This window comes from Thermomonas brevis (assembly GCF_014395425.1).
Lineage (GTDB): Bacteria > Pseudomonadota > Gammaproteobacteria > Xanthomonadales > Xanthomonadaceae > Thermomonas > Thermomonas brevis.
Genome location: NZ_CP060711.1, coordinates 2,138,090 through 2,161,532, shown reverse-complemented (window position 1 = coordinate 2,161,532; position 23,443 = coordinate 2,138,090). Strand labels below are relative to the sequence as shown.

Here is a 23,443-nt window from a genome sequence, read left to right as displayed (position 1 = left end):
CGCGAACGCCCCGGCCCCGCCGGGGCGTTCCGTTTGCGGCGCCTACTCCGCCGCCGGCGCGGGCTCGCCGACGAAGCGGCGATAGCCTTCGTAGTGGTGGAACACGAAACCGGCGAACGCCGGCCGCTTCCCGTAGGCGGCCTCGATCTTGCCGGCCTCGGCCTCGAACGCGGCCTCGTCCATGCCGTGGAAGCTGAGCTTGGCCGGCTCGCCCGGATTGAACTCCAGCCCGATCACCACCCGTTTGCCGACCCGGTCGGCATAGGCCATCTCGTCCTGCGCGTGCGAGAGGATCGAATCGCGCCCGTCCGCGCGATTGCGGTAATCCATCAGCGCCACGTAGTCGGTCAGGTCGATGACGTGCTCGCTGACCGGCTTGCGCACGCCGCGCCACTCCAGCTCGATGCCGTCCCACCAGAACGGCATCGCCGGCCCGATCGGCAGCGTCTGTCCCGACTTGCGCTTGGCCTCCATCATCGCCGCGCTCATGTCGAGAAAGCCGCGCAGCAGGCGCGGGCGGGTGGCGTCCTCCCACTCGTCCAGCAGGTGCGGCTCGATGTCGTAGTTCACGCCGTCGAAGCGCGCATCCGGCGCGGCGGCGGCGTTGTAGTCCAGCACCCGCTGCAGCATCGCCTTGGCCTTGCGGTGGTGGCGCGGCAGCACGTAGCGCTCGGTGTGCAGGTACCACGAGCCCAGCAGCGCGTAGACCCGGATGCCGCGCGCGTGCGCGGCGCGGATGAAATCGCGGTAAAGCGTCTTCTGCCGTTCGACCGGGTTGCGGTCGCCGAACGCGTCGGCGTACAGGTAGACGACGTCGATCTTCTTGCGCTGCAGGAACGCCAGCGCCTCGTCCGCCGCCTGCGGCGAATCCAGCATCGCGTAGGAGGGCTCCTCCCACGTCCACACCGCGCGCGATGCCTGCGTCGGCGTCTGCGCGCAGGCGGCGCCCGCCAGCAGCGACGCAATCAGCAGCGCGACGCGCGCGAGGCGTCGGCTCACGGCGCGCGCTCCGGCACGTCCAGCGCGATGTGATAGCGGCCGCGGCCGAGCGGCTTGCCGGTGTCCGGATCGGAGGGCAGCACCGAGACGAAATAGCGGCCCGGCGACAGCGCCTGCGCGGCCACCGACAGCGTCACCTCGCGGCGCCCGCCCGCCTGCAGCCGGATCGAACGACCGTAGCCCTCGCCCAGCTCCTTCCCGTCCTCGCCCGTCAGCACCGCCAACGGCACGAAGGCGCGCGAGTCGGCGGCGTCGCCGTTGACGAAGGTCGCCACCACCTGCACATCGGCGGCGGAACGCGCCACCCGCACGTCGTCCAGGCCCAGGCCGGCGGGCAGCGCCTGCAACGCGGACGGCGCGGCCTGCTGCGCCGCTGCCGCGGGCGCGGCGGCGAACGCCGCCAGCTTCGGCATGCCGCCTTCCGGCGACAGCGCCATGCGGCGCAGGAAGGCCGCGTTGGCCGCCAGATAGGCTTGCAGCCGCTGCCCGACCTGCGCGCGCAGGCGGTCGTCGTCGACCTCCGACGCGCGGATGCCGTCCTGCAGTTCGTACACGCGATCGTCGTGCAGGAACCAGCGGCCGGCCACGAAATCGGGGACGCTGGTCTTGGTCTGCTTGAGCGGGAACTCGTGCACGCTGCGGAACGTCTCCGCCACGTCCAGCCCGCTGCCCGTCCACGTCGCCAGCGCCGGCCGCTTCAGGCCGTAGGTGCCGGACAGCAGCGCCAGCAGCGACGGCGTCACGTCCGCGTGCGAGGACACCGCGCGAATCCGCGCCGGCCGGCGCAGCAGCGGCGAATGCACGATCAGCGGCACGTGGTAGCGCTCGATGTGGGTGTCCTGCGGCAGCTCGGCCAGCCGGTGGTCGCCGGTGACCACGAAGATCGTGTCGGCGTACCACGGCGTCTTCGCGACCGCCTCGAAATAGCGCCGCAGCTCGTCGTCGGTGTAGAGGATCGCGCTGTAGATGTCGGCATGCGTGCGATATTCGGCGCGCTTCGACGCCGGGATGCCGAGTTCGTCCAGCCGCTGCTCCAGCCGCCGCCGGTAGCGCTCCTGCCCCGGGAAGGCGTAGGCGGTGTGCATGCTGATGGTCTGGATGCCGAGCACGAACGGCGCGTGCAGGCGCCCGCTGTCGGCCAGCACCCGCGACACCAGCTCACGGTCCGGATAGCCCCATTCGCTGAAGGGATTGCGCTGGTAGCCCGGGCCGAAGTTGCGCAGGTCGACGATGTCGTCGACGCCCTCCAGCTGCAGGAACATGCGCTCGTTGTCGAAGCCGGTGTCGGTGCCGCTGTAGAACGCGCTGCGGTAGCCCTGCCGGTGCAGCACGTTGAACAGGCCGGCGTGGGCCGGCATCTTCGGGCCGAGCGCGGCGAAGCCTTCCTCGGCCACCGGCAGCGAGGCGAACAGCGACGGCAGCACGCCGAAGGTGCGGCCCTGGTTGGACAGGAAGTTGTCGAAGTACAGGCTGCGCCCGGCCAGTTCGTCGAGGAACGGGGTGAAGCTGCCCAGCGCGGCGTCCGGCCCGGAGAACGAGCGGCCCAGCCCTTCGACCACGATCACCACCACATTGGGCGGCCGGCCGCTGCGGGTCGGGCCGAAATACGGGCCCAGCGCGTCGGGCGTGGCGTCCGGATGCAGGAACGGATAGTCCGGATCGAGCGGATGCGCGGCGGCTTGCGCGACCGGCACGGTCGATGCGGATGCCGGTGCCTGCGGCAGCGAACGCCGCCAGCGCAGGCCGTCGGCGACGAAATACGCGCCCTTGCTGGTGGCGATGTCGCGCATCGCGTCGTTGCCCAGCCCGCGCACGCCGACCGCCACCGGCAGCCACCACGCCGCCACGCCCGCCAGCAGCAGCGCCGGCATCGCCAGCGGCCACGCGCCGCGGCGCGCGCGCCATGCCAAGCCCAGCCACAGCACCGCCAGCGGCAGCAGCGCGCCGATCCAGCCGGCCGCGCCCATGCCCTGCACCGCCGCGCCGCCCAGGGTGGTGCGGATCTCGATCGCGCTGTAGCCGAACAGGTCGGCGCCCAGCGGCGTCCGCGCGGTCAGGTAGTACTGCTCCAGCGCCACCTGCAGCAGCAGGAAGATCGACCACAGCGCGCCCACCGCCAGCCGGCGCAGGCGCTCGCCGGGCAGCGCCGCCAGCGGCCAGCCGAGCAACAGCAGTATCGGCAGCGCGCGCAGCAGGAACAGCAGCTGGTTGCCTGCGGCGACGGCCACCACCGGCAGCGACCAGACGCCGGCGGGCAGCGCCCGGCTGGCCGACCACAGCGCCAGCGCCAGCTGCGCCAGCAGCAATGCCGGCAGCCAGCCGATCAGGCGCGAGGCCGCGGACTCCGCCGCCGCGGCGACGGGTGCGTTGTCGCGCCTCACCAGCGTCGGTACAGCGCGAGGGAGAGCTGGCGCTCGTCGAAGCCGTCGGCGTCGTCGGAATAGCCGACGCCCAGCTTGAAGCCCCAGTCCGGACGGAAATAGCGCGTCCACGACACGCCCAGCGAGGCGTCGCTGTTGCGCACCAGCGCGCCGCTGCGGTCGAGGTCGCTGCTGCGGCCGGTGCTGCCGCTCACCTCGACGTAATCGTCGGCGTTGCCGTTGTAGTAATTGCGCACCACCAGGCGATGGCTCCAGCTGCCCGAGCTGACGCCCGGCACGTGTTGCAACTTGTAGCGCAGGTACCAGTCGCCGACGTAGCGGCCCACGCCGACGCCGTAGAACTCGGTGTCGGAGCTGAAGCGCAGGCGGTCGATGCTGGCCGACAGCTCCCAGCCGCTGCCCACGCCCTGGAACAGCTCGGTCCGCCAGGACTGCCGCGGCAGCACGCCGCTGGTGGGACCCTGCTGGTAGCGGACGTTGGCGTAGGCGCGCGCCCACAGCGAAACGTAGCCGTCCAGCGCCCAGGCGCGGTCGCTGCGGCCGAAGTGGTCGGCGTTCAGCGCTTCCAGCCCCAGCGAGCCGCGCTCGAACCTGCGCCGCAGGGTCAGCCCGGAATCGGTCCAGCCGGCGCGCCCGCCGCTGAAGCTGGTGCGGTCGATGCCGGCGCGCAGCGACCAGGCGTAGCCGTCGTCGCGCATCGCGTCCGGCACCGCCAGCCGTGGCGTCGCGCTGTCGACGAGGTCGGCCACCTGCGCGGCGTCGGCGCCTCGCTGGCCGGCGGCGGCGAAGTCGGCGCGCGCGGCGTCCAGTTGGCCGGCGGCGCGATGGGCGCGGCCGCGCGCGATCAGCGGTTCGGGCGCATCCGGCGCCAGCGTCGCCCAACGGCCGTAGGCTTCGACCGCGAGCAGCGGGCGGTCGCTCCACAGGTACAGGTCGCCCAGCGCCGACCAGGCATCCGCATGGCCGGGCTTGCTCGCGGTCACCGCGCGCAGGTCGGCCTCGGCCTCGGCGTGGCGGCCCATCCAGGCATAGGTGCGGCCGCGCGCCAGCAGCACGTCGCTGTTGCCCGGAGAATCGCTCAGCATCTCGCCGTACAGCGCCAGCGCCCGCTCGCGCCGGGCAGGGTCGCCGGAGGTGGCGAGGTCGCGCGCGCGCAGCAGCTTCGCTTCGTAGCCTTCGGCGGCCGGGGCGGCGTCCTGCGCCGCCGGCGGTTCGGTGGTCTGCATCGCGCCCGCGCCGCCGGTGAGCAGCGCGGCCTGGAGCATGGAGGGAAACAGCAGGCTCATGGACATGGGAATGGGTTCTTCGCGGTTCTGCGATGGAATGGAATCGTCTGCGGGATGCCGCCGGGATCAGGACGCCGCCGGGCTGCCGGCCGGACCCTGCGGCGCGATCGCCTGTCCGGGTTCGTCGTGCCAGTCGGCGCTGCGGCGCATGTGGCCCCACTTCGCGCGGCTGCGCAGCCTGCCCATCCAGCGCAGCAGGCCGATCACCCGGAACAGCGACATCATCTGGCGGTAGCCGAAGTTCTCCAGGACCGCCACCAGGAACAGCTTGAGCTGCTGGCCTGGGCGCGGGTACAGGTGGAAGGAGATTTCCTCCAGCATCAGCGCGTTGACCGACAGCAGGACGCCCAGGCCCACCGAGGCGAACAGGAAGGCGACGAACGCCTCCGCCGACACCATCCCGCACAGGCCCAGCACGATCACCGCGGCGTAGCCCAGCACCTCGATCACCGGGCCGATGCATTCGAACAGCAGCATGAACGGATACGCCACCCAGCCCACCGCGCCGCCGTTGCGGCGGAACATCAGCCGCCAGTTGCCGAACAGGCTCTCGGCCAGCCCCTGCTGCCAGCGCACGCGCTGGCTGTAGAGCGAGCGCAGGTCGGAGGGGACTTCGGTCCAGCAGATCGGATCGGGGACGAAGGCGATCCGGTAGCGGCGCTTCTCCGCGCGCATGCGGTCGTGCAGGCGCACCACCATCTCCATGTCCTCGCCCACCAGATCGCTCTTGTAGCCGCCGGCGGCGATCACCCGCTCCTTGTAGAACACGCCGAACGCGCCGGAGATGATCAGCAGCGCGTTGAGCGGCGACCAGCCGAGCCGGCCGAACAGGAACGCGCGCAGGTATTCCATGGTCTGCACCAGCGGCAGCGCGCGGTCCGGCAGGTCCACCTCGGACAGCAGGCCGTCCTTGACCTTGCAGCCGTTGACGATGCGGATCACGCCGCCGGCGGCGATCATGCTGGAGTCCTCCAGAAACGGCTGCACCACCCGCGCCAGGCTGTCCTGCTGCAGGATGCAGTCGGCGTCGACCACGCAGAACAGCGGATAGCGCGCGGTGTTGATGCCGGCGTTCAGCGCGTCGGCCTTGCCGCCGTTGCGCTTGTCCACCACCCGCACCCGGCCGTTGTTGGGCGAGGCGAAGATCCGCTCCACCGGCTGGGTGGGAAGGCGGCTGCGGTAGGCCTCCGGGAATTCCACCAGCCCGAACTCGTCGACCACCGCCTGCAAGGTGCGGTCGGTCGAGCCGTCGTTGACCACCACCACCTCGAAGGTCGGATAGCCCAGCCGCAGCAGCGAGCGCACCGTGGCGATGATGGTGCGCTCCTCGTTGTGCGCCGGCACCACGATGCTGACCGGCGGCTGGTAGTCGGCGAAGTTCTTGATCCGGAAGCCGGCGCCGTGCTCGCGCACGTAGCGCAGGATCGCGAACATGGAGATGAAGTTCAGCCCCAGGTAGACGACGTTGATGCAGATGAAATAGGCGAGGAAGCCCCACTGCAGCCACAGCAGGAACGTCGCCACTTCCGGCGGAATGCTCATCGCGTCTCTCCCAGCGCGCGCTCGGCCATCACCTGGGTGACGATGTCGCGCGCGTAACGGTCTTCCTGCGCGTCGCGCAGCCGCTCCAGCCGGGCGGCGTCGCCCCGGAACAGATGCTCCAGCGCCTGCGCGGTGCGGTAGCGCACCCACCACTGCGGATCGGCCAGCAGCGGCTCCAGCGCCGCCGCGTCGTCCGCGCCGCCCAGCCGGCCGATGGCCGCCGCCGCGTGCATGCGCACGTGCCAGCGCGGGTGGGTGAGCAGCGGGCGCACCTTGTCCAGATCGGCCAGTTCGCTCATCACCTGCAGGCAGGTCGACACCAGGTGCTCGTCGTGCGGCTCGGCGAGGATCCTGCCGATCACCGGCGTCGCCGCCTCCCGGCTGATCCCGGCAAGGAAGCGCACCAGTCGCGGCGCCACGTCGTCGTTGGCGCGCAGCACCGCCGCGCCCAGCTCGGCGCGGATCGCGTCCGGGCCGGCCTCGTGCAGCATCTGCGCGATGCCGCCGTCCACCCAGTCGTGACGCGCCTCGATCTGCGGCACCACTTTCTGCACCGCGCGCGCGGCGTCGATCCGCATCATCGCGCGGGCGGCGCTGATCGAGATGATCGGGCTGGCGTCGCCGACCAGCTCCGTCAGCCGGTCGAAGCTGCTCGCGCTGCGCAGATGGCCGATCGCGATGATCGCCATCACCCGGTCGTGGAAGCTGCCGCGATCGAGCATCCGCTCCAGCTTCGGCGCCAGCCCGATCCGTTCGGCGACGGCGCGCATGCCGGCGTTGTCGGCGCCGCCGGGCGCGTCGTGCAGCTCGTTCCAGGCGTCCATGAAACCGGTCATGTCGCGCCACGGCAGCGCGGGCGCCTGCGCCGGCGGCGCGCGCATGGCCTCGCCCAGCAGCTGCTTCCAGAACGCGGTGGCGCGCAGGTGGTTGCGCTCGCGGCGCTGCGCGAGCTGGCGCAGCACCAGCACCACCGCCAGCAGCGCCAGCGACATCGCGGTCACGCAGATGCCGACCCAGAACGCCACCGCGACCTGGCCGTCGGCGTTCATCGGAATCGCCATGCAGGCGCTCCACTCCGCGAACGCGGAGGCGACGTCATCGCCATGCCGGTCACCCGCGCGCCGGCGCCGGGAAGCCGCCGGCCCGCCCGATGCGCGGCGCGCGCGGCGGCGCTGCCGCGGACACGGCCGGCCCGTCCCGGTGCGCGCGGCACGGGAGCTCTCGGGACAACGCGTGTTTGCAGGGCTGGGACATGTCGACCTGTTGCGGAACGATGCGGGAACGCGCAGGCGTCCGCCCTCTCCCGCTGGCGGGAAAGCCGCAGACATTGCGCTTCGCACCGGCGTTGCCGGTTTCGCCGGATGCGGGAAGGCGCCGCCTCGCGCCGGACGTTTTCCTCACCCGTCCGATGCGCGCGTCACGAGGTTGCAATAGTGTGACGCAATCCTCATGCCAAGTCGGGAAAACCCGCCGGATCGCGGGTCTTCCGGGCGCCATCCGGCCCGGGAAAGCGACGCTGCGCGTCAGTTACCGGCGCTTTGCGGCGAGTCGGCCGGCGGCTGCACCACGTCGTGCCGGCGCCCCTTGAACGGCGCGTACCAGCGCTGGATGCGGGCGATGTCGGCGGCCATGTCGCCGGTGGTCTCGAACGCCGGGCCGATGCCGATCGTGCGACTGGGGTAGTCGAAGTAGGCCGGGATCACCGGCACCCCCGCGCCGTGCGCGATCCGCCAGAACCCCGGCTTCCACTGCTCCACCCATTTGCGGGTGCCTTCCGGCGCGATCGCGTACCACATGCGCTCGGCCCCGCGCAGCGCCTCGACCGCCTGCCCGACGATGCCGTGCGACGCCGCGCGGTCCACCGCGATCACGCCCTGCCAGCGCAGCAGCGGGCCCAGCAGCGGGATGCGGAACAGGCTGTGCTTGCCCAGGATCGACAGCCGCACGCCCATCGCCAGCTTGGCGGCGATGCCCCACACGCCGTCCCAGTTGGAGGAATGCGGCGCGGCGATCAGCACCGCCTTGGGGATGTCCGGAAACGCGCCGACCATGCGCCAGCCGCCCAGCCGCAGCACGCTGCGGGCCAGCCATTCCACCGGGCGGTTGCGCGGCATGCGCGGCGCGCTGGGCGGCAGCGTCAGCACCACGCCCTGCTTCGTGTCGTCGCTCAATCCCAACCCCGTCCGCTGCGCCCCTGCTTGATGCTCGCACGTCCGCGCTTTTCGCCCAAGCGGCGCTCCTTCGCCCCACGCGACGGCTTGGTGGCGATACGCGGCTTCGGCGCATGCAGCCCGCTTTCGACGAACGCGGCCAGCCGCGCCCGCGCATCCTCGCGGTTGCGCTCCTGGGTGCGGAAGCGCTGCGCGGACAGCACCAGCACGCCGTCGGCGGTCATGCGCCGGTCGCGCTTCGCCAGCAGCCGCGCGCGCACCGGCTCCGGCAGCGAGGGCGAGCCCGCCACGTCGAAGCGCAGCTCGACCGCGGTCGCCACCTTGTTGACGTTCTGCCCGCCCGGCCCGGAGGCGCGCACGAAGCGCTCGACCAGTTCGTCGTCGTCGATGGAAAGAGGGCCGATTCGCATGCGGCGATTCTAAGGTCCGGACGCCGCCGCCGCCCTCGTTTGCCGCGCCCGTGCCCGGCTGCGAAGATGCCGCCTCTTCACCAACGGAGTTCCACCATGCGCCGGATCGGCCTGTCGCTCGCCCTGCTGTTCGCCTTCGCTCCGGCCATCGCCGCGGAACCGCCCGCCCAAGCCGCCGCCGCCCAAGCTGCCGCCGAGTCCGCCAGCGCCGCCGACGTGGACCGCCTGCTGCAGGCGATGGACATGAAGGCGATGATGGCCGGGATGATGCAGCAGATGGGCGCCGCCCAGGAAAAGATGCTGGCCGACGCGTTCGGCAACGACCTCACCGAGGACAAGCGCAAGCAGATGCAGGAGGCGATGGCCGCCAGCAACGCCATCATTCAGAAGCATCTGTCGTGGGACGCGCTGGAGCCCATCGTCCGCAAGGTCTACGCGCAGGTCTTCAGCAAGCGCGAAGTGCAGGCGATGACCGCGTTCTACGCCAGCCCCGAGGGCGCCTCGATCCTGAAGAAGGCGCCGCAGGCGATGGCGCTGACCATGCAGGAAATCCAGCCGGTGATGCTGTCGGCGATGCAGGAAGTGAAGACCGCCATCGAGCAGCAGGCCGCCGGCGCGAAGTGAACCCTACGGCGCTGGCGCGTCGAACAGCGCCAGCGCCTTGCCGAACTCCGCATCCGTCGGCGCGATCGCCTCGACGCGCGCGCCGCCGTGCGGATGCGCGAACGCCAGCCGGCGCGCATGCAGCAGCATGCGGTGGATGCCGAGCATGCGGAAATTGCGGTTGTGGCGGCCGTCGCCGTGGCTGGTGTCGCCGATCAGGTGGTGCGACAGGTGCTTGAGGTGTCGGCGGATCTGGCGGAACCGGCCGGTGCGCGGCGAGGCGCGCAGCAGCGCGTAGCGCGAGGTGTCGAAGCCGGAGGACGGCAGCGCCAGCTCGCAGGTCGCCAGCAGCCCGAACGCGGTGACCGCGTCCTTCTTCTGCGGCTTGCCGGGGCCGCCGTCCAGCGGATGATCGACGACGAATTCGCGCTCCGCCGGCCAGCCGCGGCAGACCGCCCAGTAGTCTTTCTCGACCTCGTGCGACATCAGGGTCTTGCCGAGCGCCGAAGCCGTTTCGCGGTCGAACGCCAGCAGCAGGCAGCCGCTGGTGGCGCGGTCCAGCCGATGCACCAGGAAGATGGGCTTGCCGAACTGCTCGCGCAGGCGGTCGGCGGCGAAGTCGGTCTCGCCGCGCGCCAGCGCGCTGTCGTGGACCATCAGGCCGGCCGGCTTGCAGACCACGGCCAGCGCTTCGTCGGCGTACAGCACCGGCAGCGCGCCGTCAGTCATGCAGGGCGCCGCCGCCGCAGTGGCGCGCCTCCATCTGCAAGGTCGCGTGGTCGATGCCGAAGCGCGCATGCAGCAGTTCGGCCACCGCGATGCGCACGCCGTCGGCGTCGCTCGTGTCCTCCGCCAGCAGGACGTGCGCGGTCAGGATCGGCTCGCGCGAGCCCAGCGCCCACACGTGCAGGTCGTGCACGGCGGCCACGCCGGCCACCGCGGCCATCGCGTCGCGCACGTCGTCCATGTCGATGCCGGCCGGCACGCCCTGCATCAGCACGTGCGCGGCCTGCCGCAGCAGCAGCCAGGTGCGCGGCAGCACCCACAGGCCCAGCAGCACCGCGATGATCGGATCGACCACGGTCCAGCCGGTGAAGCGGATCAGCAGCGCGCCGGCGATCACGCCCAGCGAGCCGAGCATGTCGCTCCACACTTCGAGGTAGGCGCCCTTCACGTTGAGGCTCTCGCCCGCGCCCGCCGCCAGCAGCCGCATCGACGCCAGGTTGGCGACCAGCCCCAGCACCGCCACGGCCAGCATCGCCTCCGACGCCACCGCCTGCGGCGCGCGGAAACGCTGCACCGCCTCCCACAGGATGTAGCCGGCCGCGAGGAACAGCAGGCCACCGTTGACCAGCGCGCCGATGGCTTCCATGCGCGCGTAGCCGTAGCTGCGGCGCGCGTCCGCCGGCCGCCGGCTCATCCGCACCGCGAACAGCGAGATGCCCAGCGCGGCCACGTCGGTGAGCATGTGCGCGGCGTCGGACAGCAGCGCCAGGCTGTTGCTCAGCAGCGCGCCGGCCACTTCCACCAGCAGCACGCACAGGGTCAGCGCGAACGCGATCCACAGCGGTCTCTCGTGCTTGATCTCGGCGGGCACGTGGCTGTGGCCGGCGCCGCCATCGTGCGAGTGCGCATGCCCGTGGGAATGATGATGTCCTGCGCCCATTGCCTTGGATCGTCGGAAGATGCGCGGCACCCTAGCGGCAGGCGCGCGGGTTACACAATTTCACCGCGCTCCGATGCGCGCAGCTGCGCCCGCGCCGAGGCCAGCACGCGCCACGCCGAACGCAGGAACAACAGCAGGAGCGCCACCGCCACCAGCAGGTCCGGCCAACCCGCGCCGAACGCCCACACGCCGGCCGCCGCCAGCGCCACCGCCACGCCTTCCGCGATGTCGTTGCGCGAGCATTCCCAGACCGAGGCCATGTTGATGTCGCCGTGCCGGTACGGCGTGAGCAGCCACAGGCACAGGCCGTTGAGCGCGAGGTTCGCCAGCGCCGCCGCGCCCATCGCCTCGAACAGCGGCGTGCCCGGATGGCGCAGCCGCCAGCCGATCTGCGCCGCCACCGCGACCGCCGCGCCGAGGATCAGCAGGCCCTTGAACAGCGCCACCCGCGCCTTCGCTCGCAGGCTCGCGCCGACCACCAGCAGGCTGAGCAGGTAGGTCAGCGCGTCGCCCAGGTTGTCCAGCGTGCCGGACAGCAGCGAGGACGAACCGCTGTACAGCGAGGCCGCCAGCATCATCGCGCAGCTGCCGAGGTTGACCAGCATCACCAGGATCAACACGCGGCGCTGCTTCGCCTGCAGCAGCGCCACGTCCGGGGAGCGGCCGCAGCCGCAGCAGTCCGCCATCTCGGTTCTCCTTCAGCCGCGCAGTATCGCATCGCCGGTTTCGGCGTCGCGGTGCAGCCAGCGGTAGAGCGCCGGCAGCACGAACAGCGTCAGCAGGGTCGAGGAGACGATGCCGCCGATCACCACCGTCGCCAGCGGCCGCTGCACCTCCGAGCCCGCGCCGACGTTCAGCGCCATCGGCACGAAGCCGAGCGACGCCACCAGCGCGGTCATCAGCACCGGCCGCAGCCGGCCCAGCGCGCCGTCGAGGACGGCCTCGTCCAGCCCATATGAAGATGCGCTGCCCTGCGCGCGCAGCCGGCGGATGAAGCTGATCATCACCAGCCCGTTGAGCACCGCAATGCCGGACAGCGCGATGAAGCCGACGCCGGCCGAGATCGACAGCGGGATGCCGCGCAGCCACAGCGCCAGCACGCCGCCGGTCAGCGCCAGCGGCACGCCGCTGAACACGATGCCGGCGTCCTTCGCCGAGCCGAAGGCCATGAACAGCAACGCGAAGATCAGCGCCAACGTCAGCGGCACCACCACGGCTAGGCGCCGGCTGGCCGAGATCAGCTGCTCGAAGGTGCCGCCGTACTCGATCCAGTAGCCCTCCGGCAGCGCCACGTCGCGCGCGACGGCGGCCTGCACGTCGGCGACGAAGCCGCCGAGGTCGCGCCCGCGCACGTTGGCGCTGACCACGATGCGGCGCTTGCCGTTCTCGCGGTTGATCTGGTTCGGCCCGAGCCGCGATTCGATCCTGGCGACGTCGCGCAGCGGCACGGTACGCGGCTCGCCGCTGCGCCAGGCCGCCGCGCCGCTGGATTCGTCTGCCTGCCCACCGTCGCCCAGTGCGATCGGCAATTCAGCGAGCGCGCGCGGGTCTTCGCGCAGCGCGTCCGGCAGGCGCACCACGATGTCGAAGCGGCGGTCGCCCTCGAACAGTTGCCCGGCGCCGGCGCCGCCGACCGCGATCGCCACCGTGTCCTGCAGCTGGCCGGGATTGAGGCCGTAGTTCGCCAGCGCGACGCGATCCGGCTCCACCGTAAGCAGCGGCAAGCCGGCGAGCCGCTCCGCCTTGACGTCGGCGGCACCGGGCACCCGCTTCATCGCCGCCTCGATCCGTGCAGCGGTGCGCGCCAGCCGCGCGAGGTCGTCGCCGTACAGCTTCACCGCCACGTCCGCACGCACGCCGGAGATCAGCTCGTTGGTGCGCATCTGGATCGGCTGGGTGACTTCGTAGTTGTTGCCGGGCACGGCGGCGATGACCGCGTTGATCTCCTCCAGCAGCTGCGACTTCGGCTTGCCCGGCGCCGGCCAATCCTTGCGCGCCTTCAGCATCACGAAGGTGTCGGCGATGGACGGCGGCATCGGGTCGCTGGCGACCTCCGCGGTGCCGATCTTGGCGAACACGCGCTGCACTTCCGGCAGCGTCGCCAGCGCGGCCTCCAGCGTCTTCTGCATCTCCACCGACTGGCTCAGACTGGTGCCGGGGATGCGCAGCGCCTGCACCACCACGTCGCCCTCGTCGAGATTGGGGACGAACTCGCTGCCCAGCCGCGTGGCCAGCAGGCCGCACAGCACGGTCAGCACGGTCGCGCCGGCCACCACCGCGACGCGCCGCCGCAGCGCCCGGCGCAGCAGCGGTTCGTAGCGGCGCTTGCACCAGGCGACGACGCGGTTTTCCCGCTCGTCCACCTTTCCGCCCAGGAACACCGCGACGGCGGCCGGCACGAAGGTCAGCGACAGCAGCATCGCGCCGGTCAGCGCCAGCACCACGGTGATCGCCATCGGGTGGAACATCTTTCCCTCGATGCCGCCCAGCGCGAAGATCGGCAGGTAGACGGCAGCGATGATGCCGAGGCCGAACAGGCTGGGCCGGATCACTTCGGCGGTGGCGCCGGCGGTCGCCTCGAAGCGCTCCTCGCGCGTCGGCACGCGGCCCAGCGCGTGCTGTAGTTCGCCGAAGCGGCGCAGGCAGTTCTCGATGATGATGACCGCGCCGTCGACGATCAGGCCGAAGTCGAGCGCGCCCAGGCTCATCAGGTTGCCGGACACGCCGCCGCGCACCATGCCGGTCAGGGTGAACAGCATCGCCAGCGGGATCACCGCCGCGGTGATCAGCGCCGCGCGCACGTTGCCGAGCAGCGCGAACAGCACCGCGACCACCAGCAGCGCGCCTTCGACTAGGTTCTTCGCCACCGTGGCGATGGTGCGGTCGACCAGCGCAGTGCGGTCGTAGACGGGCGTGGCGGTGACGCCCGCGGGCAGGCTGGCGTTGGCGGCGCGCAGCTTCGCCGCCGCGGCGCGCGCGACCTCGCGGCTGTTGGCGCCGACCAGCATCACCACGGTGCCGACCACGGCCTCGTGCCCATTCTGGGTGGCAGCGCCGCTGCGCAGCTCGCGGCCTTCGCCGATTTGTGCCACGTCGCGCACGTGGATCGGCACGCCTTCGCGGCGGTCCAGCACGATCAGTCCGAGTTCGCGCGCGTCGCCGACCTGTCCGGGCACGCGCACCAGCAATTGCTCGCCGTTGCGTTCGATGTAGCCCGCGCCGACGTTGCGATTGTTGGCGGCCACCGCCGCGACCACGTCCTGCAAGGTGAAGCCGAACGCGCGCAGCCTCGCCGGATCGGGCGTCACATGGATCTGTCGTGCGTAACCGCCGATGGTGTTGACCTCGGTGACGCCGGGCACGTTGCGCAGCTGCGGGCGGATCACCCAGTCCTGCAGCGTGCGCAGGTCGGTGGGCGTGTACGCGCTGCCGTCCGGCTTGCGCGCGCCGGGCTCGGCATCGACCGTGTACATCAGGATCTCGCCCATGCCGGTGGCGATCGGGCCCATCGTGGGCTCCAGCCCCGCGGGCAACTGCGCGCGCGCCTGCTGCAAACGCTCGGCCACATGCTGGCGGGCGAAGTAGAGGTCGGTGCCGTCCTTGAACGCCACCGTCACCTGCGACAGCCCGTAGCGGGAGATCGAACGCGTGTAGTCCAGTCCTGGCAGGCCGGCCAGCACGGTTTCGATGGGGAAGGTCACCCGCTGTTCGGATTCCAGCGGCGAATAGCCGGGCGTCTCGGTGTTGATCTGCACCTGCACGTTGGTGACGTCGGGCGTGGCGTCGATGGGCAACCTGGCGGCGCTCCAGCCGCCGAACGCGACCAGCGCCAGCGTGAGCGCCAGCATCAGCCAGCGGTGGCGGATCGAGAAGGCGATCAGTGTTTCCAGCATGGCCGCCTCCTCAATGCTCGTGCCCGGCGGAGGACTTGCCGATGTCCGCCTTGACCAGGAAGCTCTGCGCGATAACGACCTGCTCGCCGGCCCTCAACCCCGCCACCACTTCGACCTGCTTCGCATCGCGCCGGCCCGGCGTCACCGCGCGCTCCGCGTAGCGCTCGCCCTCGCGCACGTAGACCACGTCGCGGCCTTCCTCGTCGGTCTGCAGCGCGACCACGGGCACGACGATGGCCGCGTCGGCGCGATCCACCACGATCCGCGCGCGCACCGCCGCGCCGGGCCGCCACAGGCCGTCGGCATTGGCGATCACGGCGCGCGCCACCGTGCTCTGGCTGGCGGTGGCGGTGCCCGGCAGGATGCGCTCCAGCGTGGTGTCCGTGCTGACGCCGTCGCTCATCCGCGTCACCGTCACCGGGATGCCGGCGGTGATGTGGCCGGCGTCGCTGCCGAAGATGTGCAGATCGACCCACAGCGTGGACAGGTCGGCGACCTCGAACAGCGGCGCGCCCTCGCCCGCCACCGCGCCGACCGACGCGGCACGCCGCAGCACGACGCCGGAGATCGGCGAGGCCACGGTATAGGCGGTCAGGCTGAGGTTGCTTTCGATCACCGCCAACGGCTGGCCGGCGCGCACGCGGTCGCCGATGCCGGCGTGCAGCGTGCGCACCGGGCCGGGGAAGCGCGCCGTGACCTGCGCGACGCGGCCTTCGACCGGCGTCAGCAGGCCCTGCACCTCGTGCTCGTCGGCGATGCTGCCCGGGCCGGCGGCAGCGACGCGGATGCCTGAGGCGTCGGCGATCGCGGCGGGGATGGTGGTGGCCGCGGGGCCGTCTTCATGGCCGGCGTCTCCGTCGGCATCGCCGTGGCCCGCTGCGTCGTCGGCATGGGCCGCCGCTGCGGCCTGCGGCGCGTCGTCCCGGTTGCCGCCGCAGGCGGCCACGCCCGCCGACAGCAGGAGTGCGAACAGGAGGCGGGAAATCGCATGCGTCGTCATGGGGTTTGTCCTTGTGCGTTCGGCGCGGCGGCCACGACCAGCGGCTGGCCGGTCAGGCGCTGCAGTTCGATCAGGGCGCGCTGCGCGTCGAGCGCGACGTCCAGTTGCTGCCGGCGCATCGCGGTGCGCTCGGACTGCAGCTGCGCCCATTCGAGATAGCTGATCGCGCCGGCGCGGTAGGCGCGCTCGGCGGCGGCTTCGGCGCTGGCGAGTTTGGGCAGCACGTCGTCGCGCAGGCGCGCGACTTCGAGTTGGGCCAAGCCATAGCGCGCATGCGCATCGACCAGCGTCGAATACAGCGCCAGGCCCTGCGCTTCGCGCGCGATCTCCAGCGTGGCGAGTTCGGCCTCGGCCGCGCGGATCGCCGGCTGGGCGCGCTGGCGCGCGCCCAGCGGCAGCGAGACACCGGCGACCAGGCCGACATCGCCCGTGGCCTGCAGGCGGCGCAGGCCGACCGACCAGTCGAGGTCGGGGCTGGCCTCGCTGCGCGCCAGCTGCAGGCGCGCTTCGCGCACGCGCTGCTCGTCGGCGAACTGCGCCAGTTCCGGCGTGCGTTGCAGCAGCGCGGCCAGCGATGTCGCGTCCTCGATGCGCGGAAGCAGCAGCGGATCGTCGCCGGCCACGTCGAACGCGGGATCGCGCTCGCCCCACAGCGCCGCCAGATGCTGGCGCGCGGCGACGGTGCGTTGTACGGCGCGGTCGCGCTCCAGCTCCGCCCTCGCCAGCGCGGCCTGCGCGGTCAGCAGCACCGATTCCGGCGACGCGCCCGCCCGCAGGCGCTGGCGCGCGGCGGCCACGGTGCGGCGGCGCTGTTCGATGTCGGCCTCCGCCAGCCGGCGCTGCGCGCGCGCGGCGATCAGCGCCAAGTAGCGGCGCGCGGTGTCCGCCAGCAGGTCGAGCCGGCGTGCTTCGCGCTCGACCGCCAGCGCGTCGATGCGGCGGTCGGCCAGCGCACGGCGCGCGTCCAGCTTGCCGCCGCGTTCGAACACCGAGGCCAGCGACAGGGTGGCCTCGGCGCTGCGCAGGCCGCCGGCCTCGCCGGTGCCGAGGACGTTTTCGATGTCCACGCCGGCACGCCAGGCGGGAGGCAGCAGCGCCTGCTCGCGTTCGGCCCGCAGGCCCTGCTGGCGCGCGCCGAACAGGCGCAGGTCGGGATGGACGGCGGCGACGCGCGCGAAGGCGTCGTCCAGCGACAGGATCGAAACGGAACGGCTTGCCGGAACAGGTTCGGCAAGGCCAGCCTGCGCGCGTGCGGACAGGCACGGCGCAAGCGTCAGGACGGCCAGGGCCGCCAGGCGCAACTTCATGGGGAATCTCCGAAGGATCGACGGGAAGCGCCGGATGGCCGGCGCGCGGCGTCAACCCGCGATCGGGGGCCGGCTGTCCACCGGATAGACGCTTGCCGCCCGCACGATCCGCAGTGGCGCGCCGACGGCAGGCGGCGGCGCGAACGCCATCGCCTGCGGCGACGCCGGCAGGGTGGCGGCCGCGTGCAGGCAGCAGTCGCCGCAGGCCGGGTTGGCGCAGCAGTCGCCCGCATCGCCGGCGTGCCCCGCATCGGCCGCGATCATCATCGCGCCCGCATTGCCGCCGTCGAGCGCGATGCGCGCGTCCTCGATGTCGCAGGCCGCCGCGAGCGCCGGCTGCAGGCAGCTGCCCAGCGCCAGCACGACCATCAGGGCCAGGCGCAGGAACACGGACAGGAACGGGCGACGCGACATGGGGCGCACCTTAGCCGCCGCGCCGCGGGTTACACAATCTCATTTCGCTCCTGCCGACGCGGCGACCGGGATGCCGCATCTGGCAACGCGCCGCCGCGCGCTTCCGACATCCTGCGAACACTTCTGCCCTGGCTTCGCCCCCGGAAACCGGGCCTTCGTCGGCGCCTTCCGGCGTTCGCGCACTCGCGCCTGTACGCGTTCGGATGACTGTACTAGCTTCAGTAGTACACATCACACGCAAGCGAGACCCGCCATGCCCACCCGCTCCGCCCTTTCCGCCGCGATCCGCACCGCCCTGCCACGCCTGCTGGCGCTCGCCCTCCCGCTGGCCGGCGCCGCCCATGCGCAGGTTCCCGACGCCGATGCCGCCACCGCGCTCCAGAGCTATTTCTCGCAGTGCCATGCGGTGCACGTCTGTAACGGCAGCTTCCTGGTCGCCCGCGACGGCAAGGTGATCTACGCGGCCGCGTTCGGCGATGCCGGCGCCGCCGACCAGGGGCCGCTGACCACCGCGCACGTCTTCGACATCGGCTCGATCAGCAAACAGTTCACCGCCGCCGCGATCCTGCGCCTGACCGAGCGCGGCAAGCTGCGCGTGGACGACGCCGTGGCCGACCACCTGCCGGGCTTCCCGTACCCGCGCATGACCCTGCGGCAGTTGCTCACCCACACCTCCGGCGTGCCGGACGTGATGGCGTACTACACGCAGGTGCTGCGTGGCGGCAAGTTCACCGCGCCGCTGATGGCCGACGACGCGGTGCAGGTGCTGGCGGCCTCCGGCACGGCGCCGAAGTCCGCGCCCGGCGAACGTTTCGAATACAGCAACACCGGCTACCTGCTGCTGGCGCAGGTGGTGGCCCACGTGTCCGGCCTGCCGTTCGCGAGCTTCCTGCAGCGCGAATTCTTCGATCCGCTGGGCATGTCGCACACGCGCGTGCGGATGCCCGCCAACGAGGCCGCCATCGCGCCGCGCGCCTACGGCTTCACCCCCACGTCCGACGGACAGCGGCGCCCGCAGGACCAGATCCCCGGCTTCTACATGCTGGGCGCGGGCGGCATCTACTCCACCGCCGCCGACCTGCTGCTCTGGTCGAAGGCGCTGCGCGACGGCAAGGCGATGTCGGTCAGCAGTTGGCGCGAAGCCACCACGCCGCTGCGCCTGAACGACGGCAGCAGCGTGCCCTACGGCTTCGGGCTGGGCCTGCGCGCCTCGCCGCTGCAGCAGCCGCGCATCGAGCACGGCGGCCATTGGCGGGCGTTCAAGGCGGATCTGGCCCGGCTCCCCGCGCAGGACATCGACGTCGTCCTGCTCACCAACAACGGCGAGGACGACAGCGTGGATGCGGCGCGCGACGCGGTCGAGGCGATCCTGGCCGGCAAGCCGTACTCGCCGGTGAAGGAGCCGATCGACTGGCCGCTGCGCGAACGACTGCAGCGCGACAACGCGGCAACCCTGCGCCGGTGGCTCGACGCGCAACGCACCGCGAAGCCGGCGCGCTACGACGTTCCGGAAGACAAGCTCAACGACATCGGCTATCGCCTGATCGAAGCGAAGCAGGTCGACAAGGCGCTGGCGGTGATGCGGTTCAACCAGGAAACCCATCCGGACTCGATGAACGCGCTGGACAGCCTGGCAGACTCCTACCTGGCGGCCGGCGACCGCGACGACGCCATCGCGCAGGCGAAGCGCATGCTGGAACTCAAGCCGGACTCGCGCGCCGCGCAGGAGAAGCTGAAGGCGCTGGTCGAGGGCAAGTGAGTGGTGCGAGGCGCGGCCGGCATCTATCGGCCGCGCTTCGGTTTACCGCCGCGGCCACGCCGCCAGCAGCGCCCACAGGCCGCCGAGGCCTGCGATCCAGGTGGACACCGGCAGCGCCAGCAGCTTCGGCCCGCCGGCGTCCAGCGCGTACAGCACCGCCGCCACGATCAGCAGGCCGACGCCGAGGATCGAGGCGACGATGCGACGCTGCATCGACGCCAGCGTCTGCGCGATCTCGCGCACGTCGGCGGAACGCATCGCCAGCTCGTGCCTGCCTTCCACCTGCTGCTGCAGCCAGGCGTGCAGCAGGCGCGGCATTTCCGGCGCGCGGGTCATCAGCTCCGGCAACCGCTTGCGCAGTTCGCCGGCCAGCCGCTTCGGGCTGTAGCGCTCGGCCAGGATGTCTTCCAGCACGGGTTTCGCCACCGCCCAGATGTCGATCTGCGGATCGAGCTGGCGGCCCACGCCCTCGATGTTGAGCAGGGTTTTCTGCAACAGGATCAGCTGCGGCTGCAGGGTGAGTTCGTAGCGCTGCGCGGTGCGGAACAGCTTGACCAGCACCTCGGCCAGCGAGATTTCGCTGAGCGGCCGGGTGAAGTACGGCTCGCAGACCGCGCGCGCCGCCGCCTCCAGCTCGTCGATGCGGATGTGCGACGGCATCCAGCCGGCCTGCACGTGCAGCTCGGCGATGCGGCGGTAGTCGCGGTTGAAGATCGCCATGAAGTTCTCGGCGAGCCAGTACTGGTCGTCGCTGGAGAGCTGGCCCATGATCCCGAAGTCGAGCGCGATGAAGCGCGGATCGGCCTTGCGCTCGGGATCGACCCAGATGTTGCCGGCGTGGGCGTCGGCGTGGAAGAAGTTGTCGCGGAACACTTGCTGGTAGAACACGCGCACGCCCTTCGCCGCCAGTGCCTTGCGGTCGATGCCGGCGGCGTCCAGCGCGGCGATGTCGTCGGACGGAATGCCGCGCACGCGCTCCATCGTCATCGCGCGCTCGGCGGTGTGCGTCCAGATCACTTCCGGCACGTACAGGTCGGGCGAGCCCAGCCAGTTGCGGCGCAGCAGGCTGGCGTTGCCGGCTTCGCGCTGCAGATCCAGTTCCGCCGCCAGCGTGTTCTCGATCTCGGCGACGATTTCCTTCGGGCGGATCTTGTCGGCGGCCGGATGGGTGCGCTCGACGATGGCGGCGACGTTCTTCAGCAGCGCGACGTCGGCGGCGATCAACGCGGCGATATTCGGGCGCAGCACCTTCACCACCACTTCGCGGCCGTCGTGCAGCGTCGCCGCGTGCACCTGCGCGATGCTGGCGGAGGCCAGCGGCACGGCGTCGAACTGCGCGTAGGCATCCGCGATGCCGCGGCCCAGCGCGGCTTCCACCAGCGCGCGCGCCTGCTGGCCGTCGAACGGGGCGACGCGATCCTGCAGCAGCGTCAGTTCCTCGGCGACGTCCGGCGGCACCAGGTCGCGGCGGGTCGAGAGGATCTGCCCGAACTTGACGAAGATCGGCCCCAGTTCCTGCAAGGCCAGCCGCAGGCGCGCGCCGCGCGACAGCGTGGCCACTTCGGCGGAGGCGCTGGGCACGAACGGGCGCATCAGCCGCAGCCAGCGCTCGGCCGGCGTGCCGTCCAGCAGATCGTCCAGCCGGTAGCGCAGCAGCACGCGGCCGATCTTCCATGCGCGCAATGCGGACTTCATGCGGGCAGTCCGCTGCCCTGACCAGAGACGTTGCGGCGCAGCCGCCCGATTTTCGCGGCGAGGCGCTCGACGTCGTCGCGCAGCGCGTCCACGTCGTCGTGGAAGGCGTCGAGCTCGGCGCGCGGCACCACGTCGCGGCTTTCTTCGGTCAGGTATTCGGCGGTGGTCTGGGCGAGGTTCGCGCCGGCGACCTGCGCCTGCCGCAGCGCCGCCTTCACCGCCTTGGCGATCTGCACGCCGAGCACTTCGCCGAACACCTGCACGAACGGCAGCTGCCAGTCGGGATCGAACCCCTGCGCCAGCTTCTGCAGGCGGCGGGCCAGATCGGCGTCGCCCTCGATGCGCAGCTTGCCGACCGGCGGCGCGCCGTCGCGACGGAACACCGGGACCTGATTGAGCAGGCCGGCCAGCGTGGCGCGCACGCCGAGGTCGGGTTCCTGCTCCGCATCGACCGGCCCGACTCGCAGGGCCTCGCCGTCCACCCGCACCTGCAGCGCCAGCGGCGGCGATGCGAGGGTCAGCGCGACGCGCTGGCCGTCCAGCGCCTTCAGCCCGGCGCGAGTGTCCTCGTCCAGCGCCAGCGCGCGGTTGAGCGCGAGTTCCAGCGCGCGGCCGGCGGGCTGTTTCCAGTTGAAGGGGGCGTCGGTCATGCGCGCATTGTAGAGCGGCTTGCGCGCGCGCATGGCCGACCGCGGTCAGGTCTTCTTGCGCAGGAACGCGACCACCGCGAGGATCAGGAAGACGATGAACAGCACCTTGGCGATCGTCGCCGCCAGGCCGGCCAGGCCGCCGAAGCCCAGAAAGGCCGCGATCAGCGCGATGACCAGGAAAACCAGAGCGTAGTGCAGCATTCGCGAGCTCCTTTCGACCGCGCCGGATCGGCGCCGGGCCAGAGTGCCGATGCCCCGATCACGCCCGGGTGAAGACGCGCTCAGCGCAGCGAGGCGCGCAGCCGCTCCAGCCCCTCGGCCATCGTCACCTTCGGCGCGTAGCCGAAATCGCGCGCGGCCGGCGCCATCGAATACCAGTGCGCGGTGCCCAGCTGCTCGGCCAGGAAGCGCGTCATCGGCGGATCGCCCTTCAGCGGCAGCGCCGTCCACAGGCCCTCGCAGACCGCGCCGAGCGCGTAGGCCGCGCCGAACGGGATGGTCTTGCGCACTTCCGGCGCGTCGGCGGCGCGCAGCAGGCCGTTGAGCACCTCGCGCAGCGGCCATGGTTCGCCGTTGCTGACGAAGTAGGCGCGGCCGGCGCAGGCCGCGCCCGGGCGCAGGTGCTCCAGCGCGTCGAAATGCGCCTGCGCGGCGTTGTCGATGTAGGTGGTGTCGACGAGGTTGTCGCCGCTGCCGACCAGCCGCAGCCGCCCGCTGCGCGCGCGCTCCACCAGCTTCGGCAGGATCTGGGTGTCGCCCGGCCCCCAGATCAGGCGCGGGCGCAGCGCCACGGTGGCGAGGCCCGCGTCGTTGGCGGCCAGCACCTCGCGTTCGGCGACGATCTTGGTGGCGGCGTAGTGCGCCTTGACGCCCTCGCCGTAGGGCACCTCGTCGGCCGAAGCGCCTTCCACCGGATGGGTCGCGCGGTGCACGACGCTGGGCGTGGAGGTGTGCACCAGCTTCCCGATGCCGTGCGCGCGGCAGGCCGCGATCACGTTACGGGTGCCAGCGACGTTCGCGCTGAAATAACTCTCGTAGCTGCCCCAGGCGCCGGCCTTGGCGGCGTTGTGCAGCACCGCGTCGAAGCCTTCGGCAAACGCGGCCAGCACCGCCTCGCGGTCGGCCAGATCGCCCTGCAGCTGGCGCACGCCCAGCGCATCCAGCACCGCGTGGCGGCCGCGGCTGAAGCTGGCGACCTCGTACCCGCGTTCGAGCAGGCCGCGGCACAGCGCCTGGCCGAGGAAGCCGCCGCCGCCGGTGACCAAAATCTTCATTCGCGCTCGCCTTTGTCTCCCTCCCTTTCGCGTAGCGAAGGGGAGGGTTGGGGAGGGGTGCTGTTCGCATGACGCAGGATGTCTTCGAGCACATCCTGCGTCCGCAGCAGCACGTCGTCATTCCAATAACGCAACACTCGATACCCCAGCGCGGAAAGCGCGCGTGTCCGCGCCTCGTCCGCGTTGGCCTGCTCGACATGCTGGCCGCCATCCAGCTCGATGATGAGGTGAGTTCGAGGACATAGAAAATCGGCGATGAACCCTGCAATCGGCACTTGTCTTCGGAATCTGAAGCCTGCCATTTGCTGCAATCTCAAATGCCGCCACAAATGCCGCTCCGCATCGGTGGCGTTGTTACGAAGCTCACGTGCACGTCGCCGCAATTCTTCCAAG

21 protein-coding genes are annotated in these 23,443 nt (G+C 71.6%); 2 read left to right on the top strand and 19 right to left on the bottom strand.

The genetic code is table 11. The features are described 5' to 3' along the window. Positions 1 to 42: 42 nt before the first annotated feature. From H9L17_RS09955 to arfB, 7 genes are all read right to left on the bottom strand, one after another. Positions 43 to 999: a glycoside hydrolase family 18 protein gene (locus H9L17_RS09955; protein WP_187569311.1), complete on the bottom strand. Its 957-nt coding sequence runs from the start codon at positions 997 to 999 to the stop codon at positions 43 to 45. Continuing rightward, positions 996 to 3,380, bottom strand: a complete 2,385-nt coding sequence (locus H9L17_RS09950; RefSeq protein ID WP_187569310.1) for an LTA synthase family protein — start codon at positions 3,378 to 3,380, stop codon at positions 996 to 998. The genes H9L17_RS09955 and H9L17_RS09950 overlap by 4 nt, the downstream gene beginning before the upstream one ends. After that, entirely contained in the window at positions 3,377 to 4,672 is a 1,296-nt protein-coding gene (locus H9L17_RS09945) for a YaiO family outer membrane beta-barrel protein (protein WP_187569309.1), read from the bottom strand. Before H9L17_RS09945 ends, H9L17_RS09950 begins: the two co-directional genes overlap by 4 nt. 60 nt (positions 4,673 to 4,732) lie before the next feature. Beyond that, positions 4,733 to 6,208, bottom strand: coding sequence for a glycosyltransferase family 2 protein (locus tag H9L17_RS09940; RefSeq protein WP_187569308.1), 1,476 nt, complete (start codon positions 6,206 to 6,208; stop codon positions 4,733 to 4,735). After that, positions 6,205 to 7,269, bottom strand: a complete 1,065-nt coding sequence (locus tag H9L17_RS09935) for a HEAT repeat domain-containing protein (protein WP_187569307.1) — start codon at positions 7,267 to 7,269, stop codon at positions 6,205 to 6,207. The genes H9L17_RS09940 and H9L17_RS09935 overlap by 4 nt, the downstream gene beginning before the upstream one ends. 462 nt (positions 7,270 to 7,731) lie before the next feature. After that, positions 7,732 to 8,322, bottom strand: a complete 591-nt coding sequence (locus tag H9L17_RS09930; RefSeq protein ID WP_187571932.1) for a lysophospholipid acyltransferase family protein — start codon at positions 8,320 to 8,322, stop codon at positions 7,732 to 7,734. Between the two features lie 53 nt (positions 8,323 to 8,375). Then, complete coding sequence (arfB, locus tag H9L17_RS09925) at positions 8,376 to 8,789, bottom strand: alternative ribosome rescue aminoacyl-tRNA hydrolase ArfB (protein ID WP_187569306.1); 414 nt, start codon at positions 8,787 to 8,789, stop codon at positions 8,376 to 8,378. 96 nt (positions 8,790 to 8,885) lie between these two features. On the opposite strand from arfB, the gene H9L17_RS09920 reads away from it, so the two are divergent. Continuing rightward, the gene (locus tag H9L17_RS09920; protein WP_187569305.1) at positions 8,886 to 9,413 is read left to right on the top strand and encodes a DUF2059 domain-containing protein; all 528 of its coding nucleotides are present in this window, start codon (positions 8,886 to 8,888) and stop codon (positions 9,411 to 9,413) included. Between the two features lie 3 nt (positions 9,414 to 9,416). Here H9L17_RS09920 and H9L17_RS09915 read toward each other — a convergent pair whose 3' ends face one another. From H9L17_RS09915 to H9L17_RS09885, 7 genes are read right to left on the bottom strand one after another with little or no spacing between them, the layout of a single operon-like run. Continuing rightward, on the bottom strand, positions 9,417 to 10,121 hold the full coding sequence (locus H9L17_RS09915) for a pseudouridine synthase (protein WP_246455070.1): 705 nt from the start codon (positions 10,119 to 10,121) through the stop codon (positions 9,417 to 9,419). After that, entirely contained in the window at positions 10,114 to 11,058 is a 945-nt protein-coding gene (locus H9L17_RS09910; RefSeq protein WP_187569303.1) for a cation diffusion facilitator family transporter, read from the bottom strand. The genes H9L17_RS09915 and H9L17_RS09910 overlap by 8 nt, the downstream gene beginning before the upstream one ends. Positions 11,059 to 11,108: 50 nt before the next feature. Further along, complete coding sequence (locus tag H9L17_RS09905) at positions 11,109 to 11,744, bottom strand: cation efflux transmembrane domain-containing protein (RefSeq protein ID WP_187569302.1); 636 nt, start codon at positions 11,742 to 11,744, stop codon at positions 11,109 to 11,111. A 12-nt stretch (positions 11,745 to 11,756) separates the two neighbouring features. Next, positions 11,757 to 14,951 (bottom strand): efflux RND transporter permease subunit, encoded by a 3,195-nt coding sequence (locus H9L17_RS09900; protein ID WP_187569301.1) that lies wholly within the window; start codon positions 14,949 to 14,951, stop codon positions 11,757 to 11,759. A gap of 10 nt (positions 14,952 to 14,961) precedes the next feature. Next, the gene (locus H9L17_RS09895) at positions 14,962 to 15,951 is read right to left on the bottom strand and encodes an efflux RND transporter periplasmic adaptor subunit (RefSeq protein WP_187569300.1); all 990 of its coding nucleotides are present in this window, start codon (positions 15,949 to 15,951) and stop codon (positions 14,962 to 14,964) included. After that, the gene (locus tag H9L17_RS09890; protein WP_187569299.1) at positions 15,948 to 17,258 is read right to left on the bottom strand and encodes a TolC family protein; all 1,311 of its coding nucleotides are present in this window, start codon (positions 17,256 to 17,258) and stop codon (positions 15,948 to 15,950) included. Before H9L17_RS09890 ends, H9L17_RS09895 begins: the two co-directional genes overlap by 4 nt. Positions 17,259 to 17,309: 51 nt before the next feature. Then, on the bottom strand, positions 17,310 to 17,672 hold the full coding sequence (locus H9L17_RS09885; RefSeq protein ID WP_187569298.1) for a hypothetical protein: 363 nt from the start codon (positions 17,670 to 17,672) through the stop codon (positions 17,310 to 17,312). Positions 17,673 to 17,925: 253 nt separating this feature from the next. Here H9L17_RS09885 and H9L17_RS09880 point away from each other — a divergent pair, with 253 nt between their 5' ends. After that, complete coding sequence (locus tag H9L17_RS09880; RefSeq protein WP_187569297.1) at positions 17,926 to 19,431, top strand: serine hydrolase domain-containing protein; 1,506 nt, start codon at positions 17,926 to 17,928, stop codon at positions 19,429 to 19,431. Between the two features lie 42 nt (positions 19,432 to 19,473). On the opposite strand, the gene ubiB is transcribed toward H9L17_RS09880, so the two are convergent. The 5 genes from ubiB to H9L17_RS09855 all read right to left on the bottom strand — a co-directional run bounded on the left by ubiB (position 19,474) and on the right by H9L17_RS09855 (position 23,442). Beyond that, the gene (gene ubiB, locus H9L17_RS09875; protein WP_187569296.1) at positions 19,474 to 21,126 is read right to left on the bottom strand and encodes a ubiquinone biosynthesis regulatory protein kinase UbiB; all 1,653 of its coding nucleotides are present in this window, start codon (positions 21,124 to 21,126) and stop codon (positions 19,474 to 19,476) included. Further along, positions 21,123 to 21,776 carry a ubiquinone biosynthesis accessory factor UbiJ gene (locus H9L17_RS09870; protein ID WP_187569295.1) on the bottom strand — a complete coding sequence of 218 codons (654 nt, stop codon included), beginning with the start codon at positions 21,774 to 21,776 and terminating at the stop codon, positions 21,123 to 21,125. Before H9L17_RS09870 ends, ubiB begins: the two co-directional genes overlap by 4 nt. Before the next feature lie 45 nt (positions 21,777 to 21,821). Continuing rightward, positions 21,822 to 21,977 carry a DUF1328 domain-containing protein gene (locus tag H9L17_RS09865; protein WP_187569294.1) on the bottom strand — a complete coding sequence of 52 codons (156 nt, stop codon included), beginning with the start codon at positions 21,975 to 21,977 and terminating at the stop codon, positions 21,822 to 21,824. An 80-nt stretch (positions 21,978 to 22,057) separates the two neighbouring features. Next, a complete protein-coding gene (gene oleD / locus H9L17_RS09860) occupies positions 22,058 to 23,050 on the bottom strand; it encodes a 2-alkyl-3-oxoalkanoate reductase (protein WP_187569293.1) in 993 nt (330 codons plus the stop codon). Further along, positions 23,047 to 23,442 carry an endonuclease domain-containing protein gene (locus H9L17_RS09855; protein ID WP_246455069.1) on the bottom strand — a complete coding sequence of 132 codons (396 nt, stop codon included), beginning with the start codon at positions 23,440 to 23,442 and terminating at the stop codon, positions 23,047 to 23,049. Before H9L17_RS09855 ends, oleD begins: the two co-directional genes overlap by 4 nt. Between the last annotated feature and the right edge of the window lies 1 nt (position 23,443).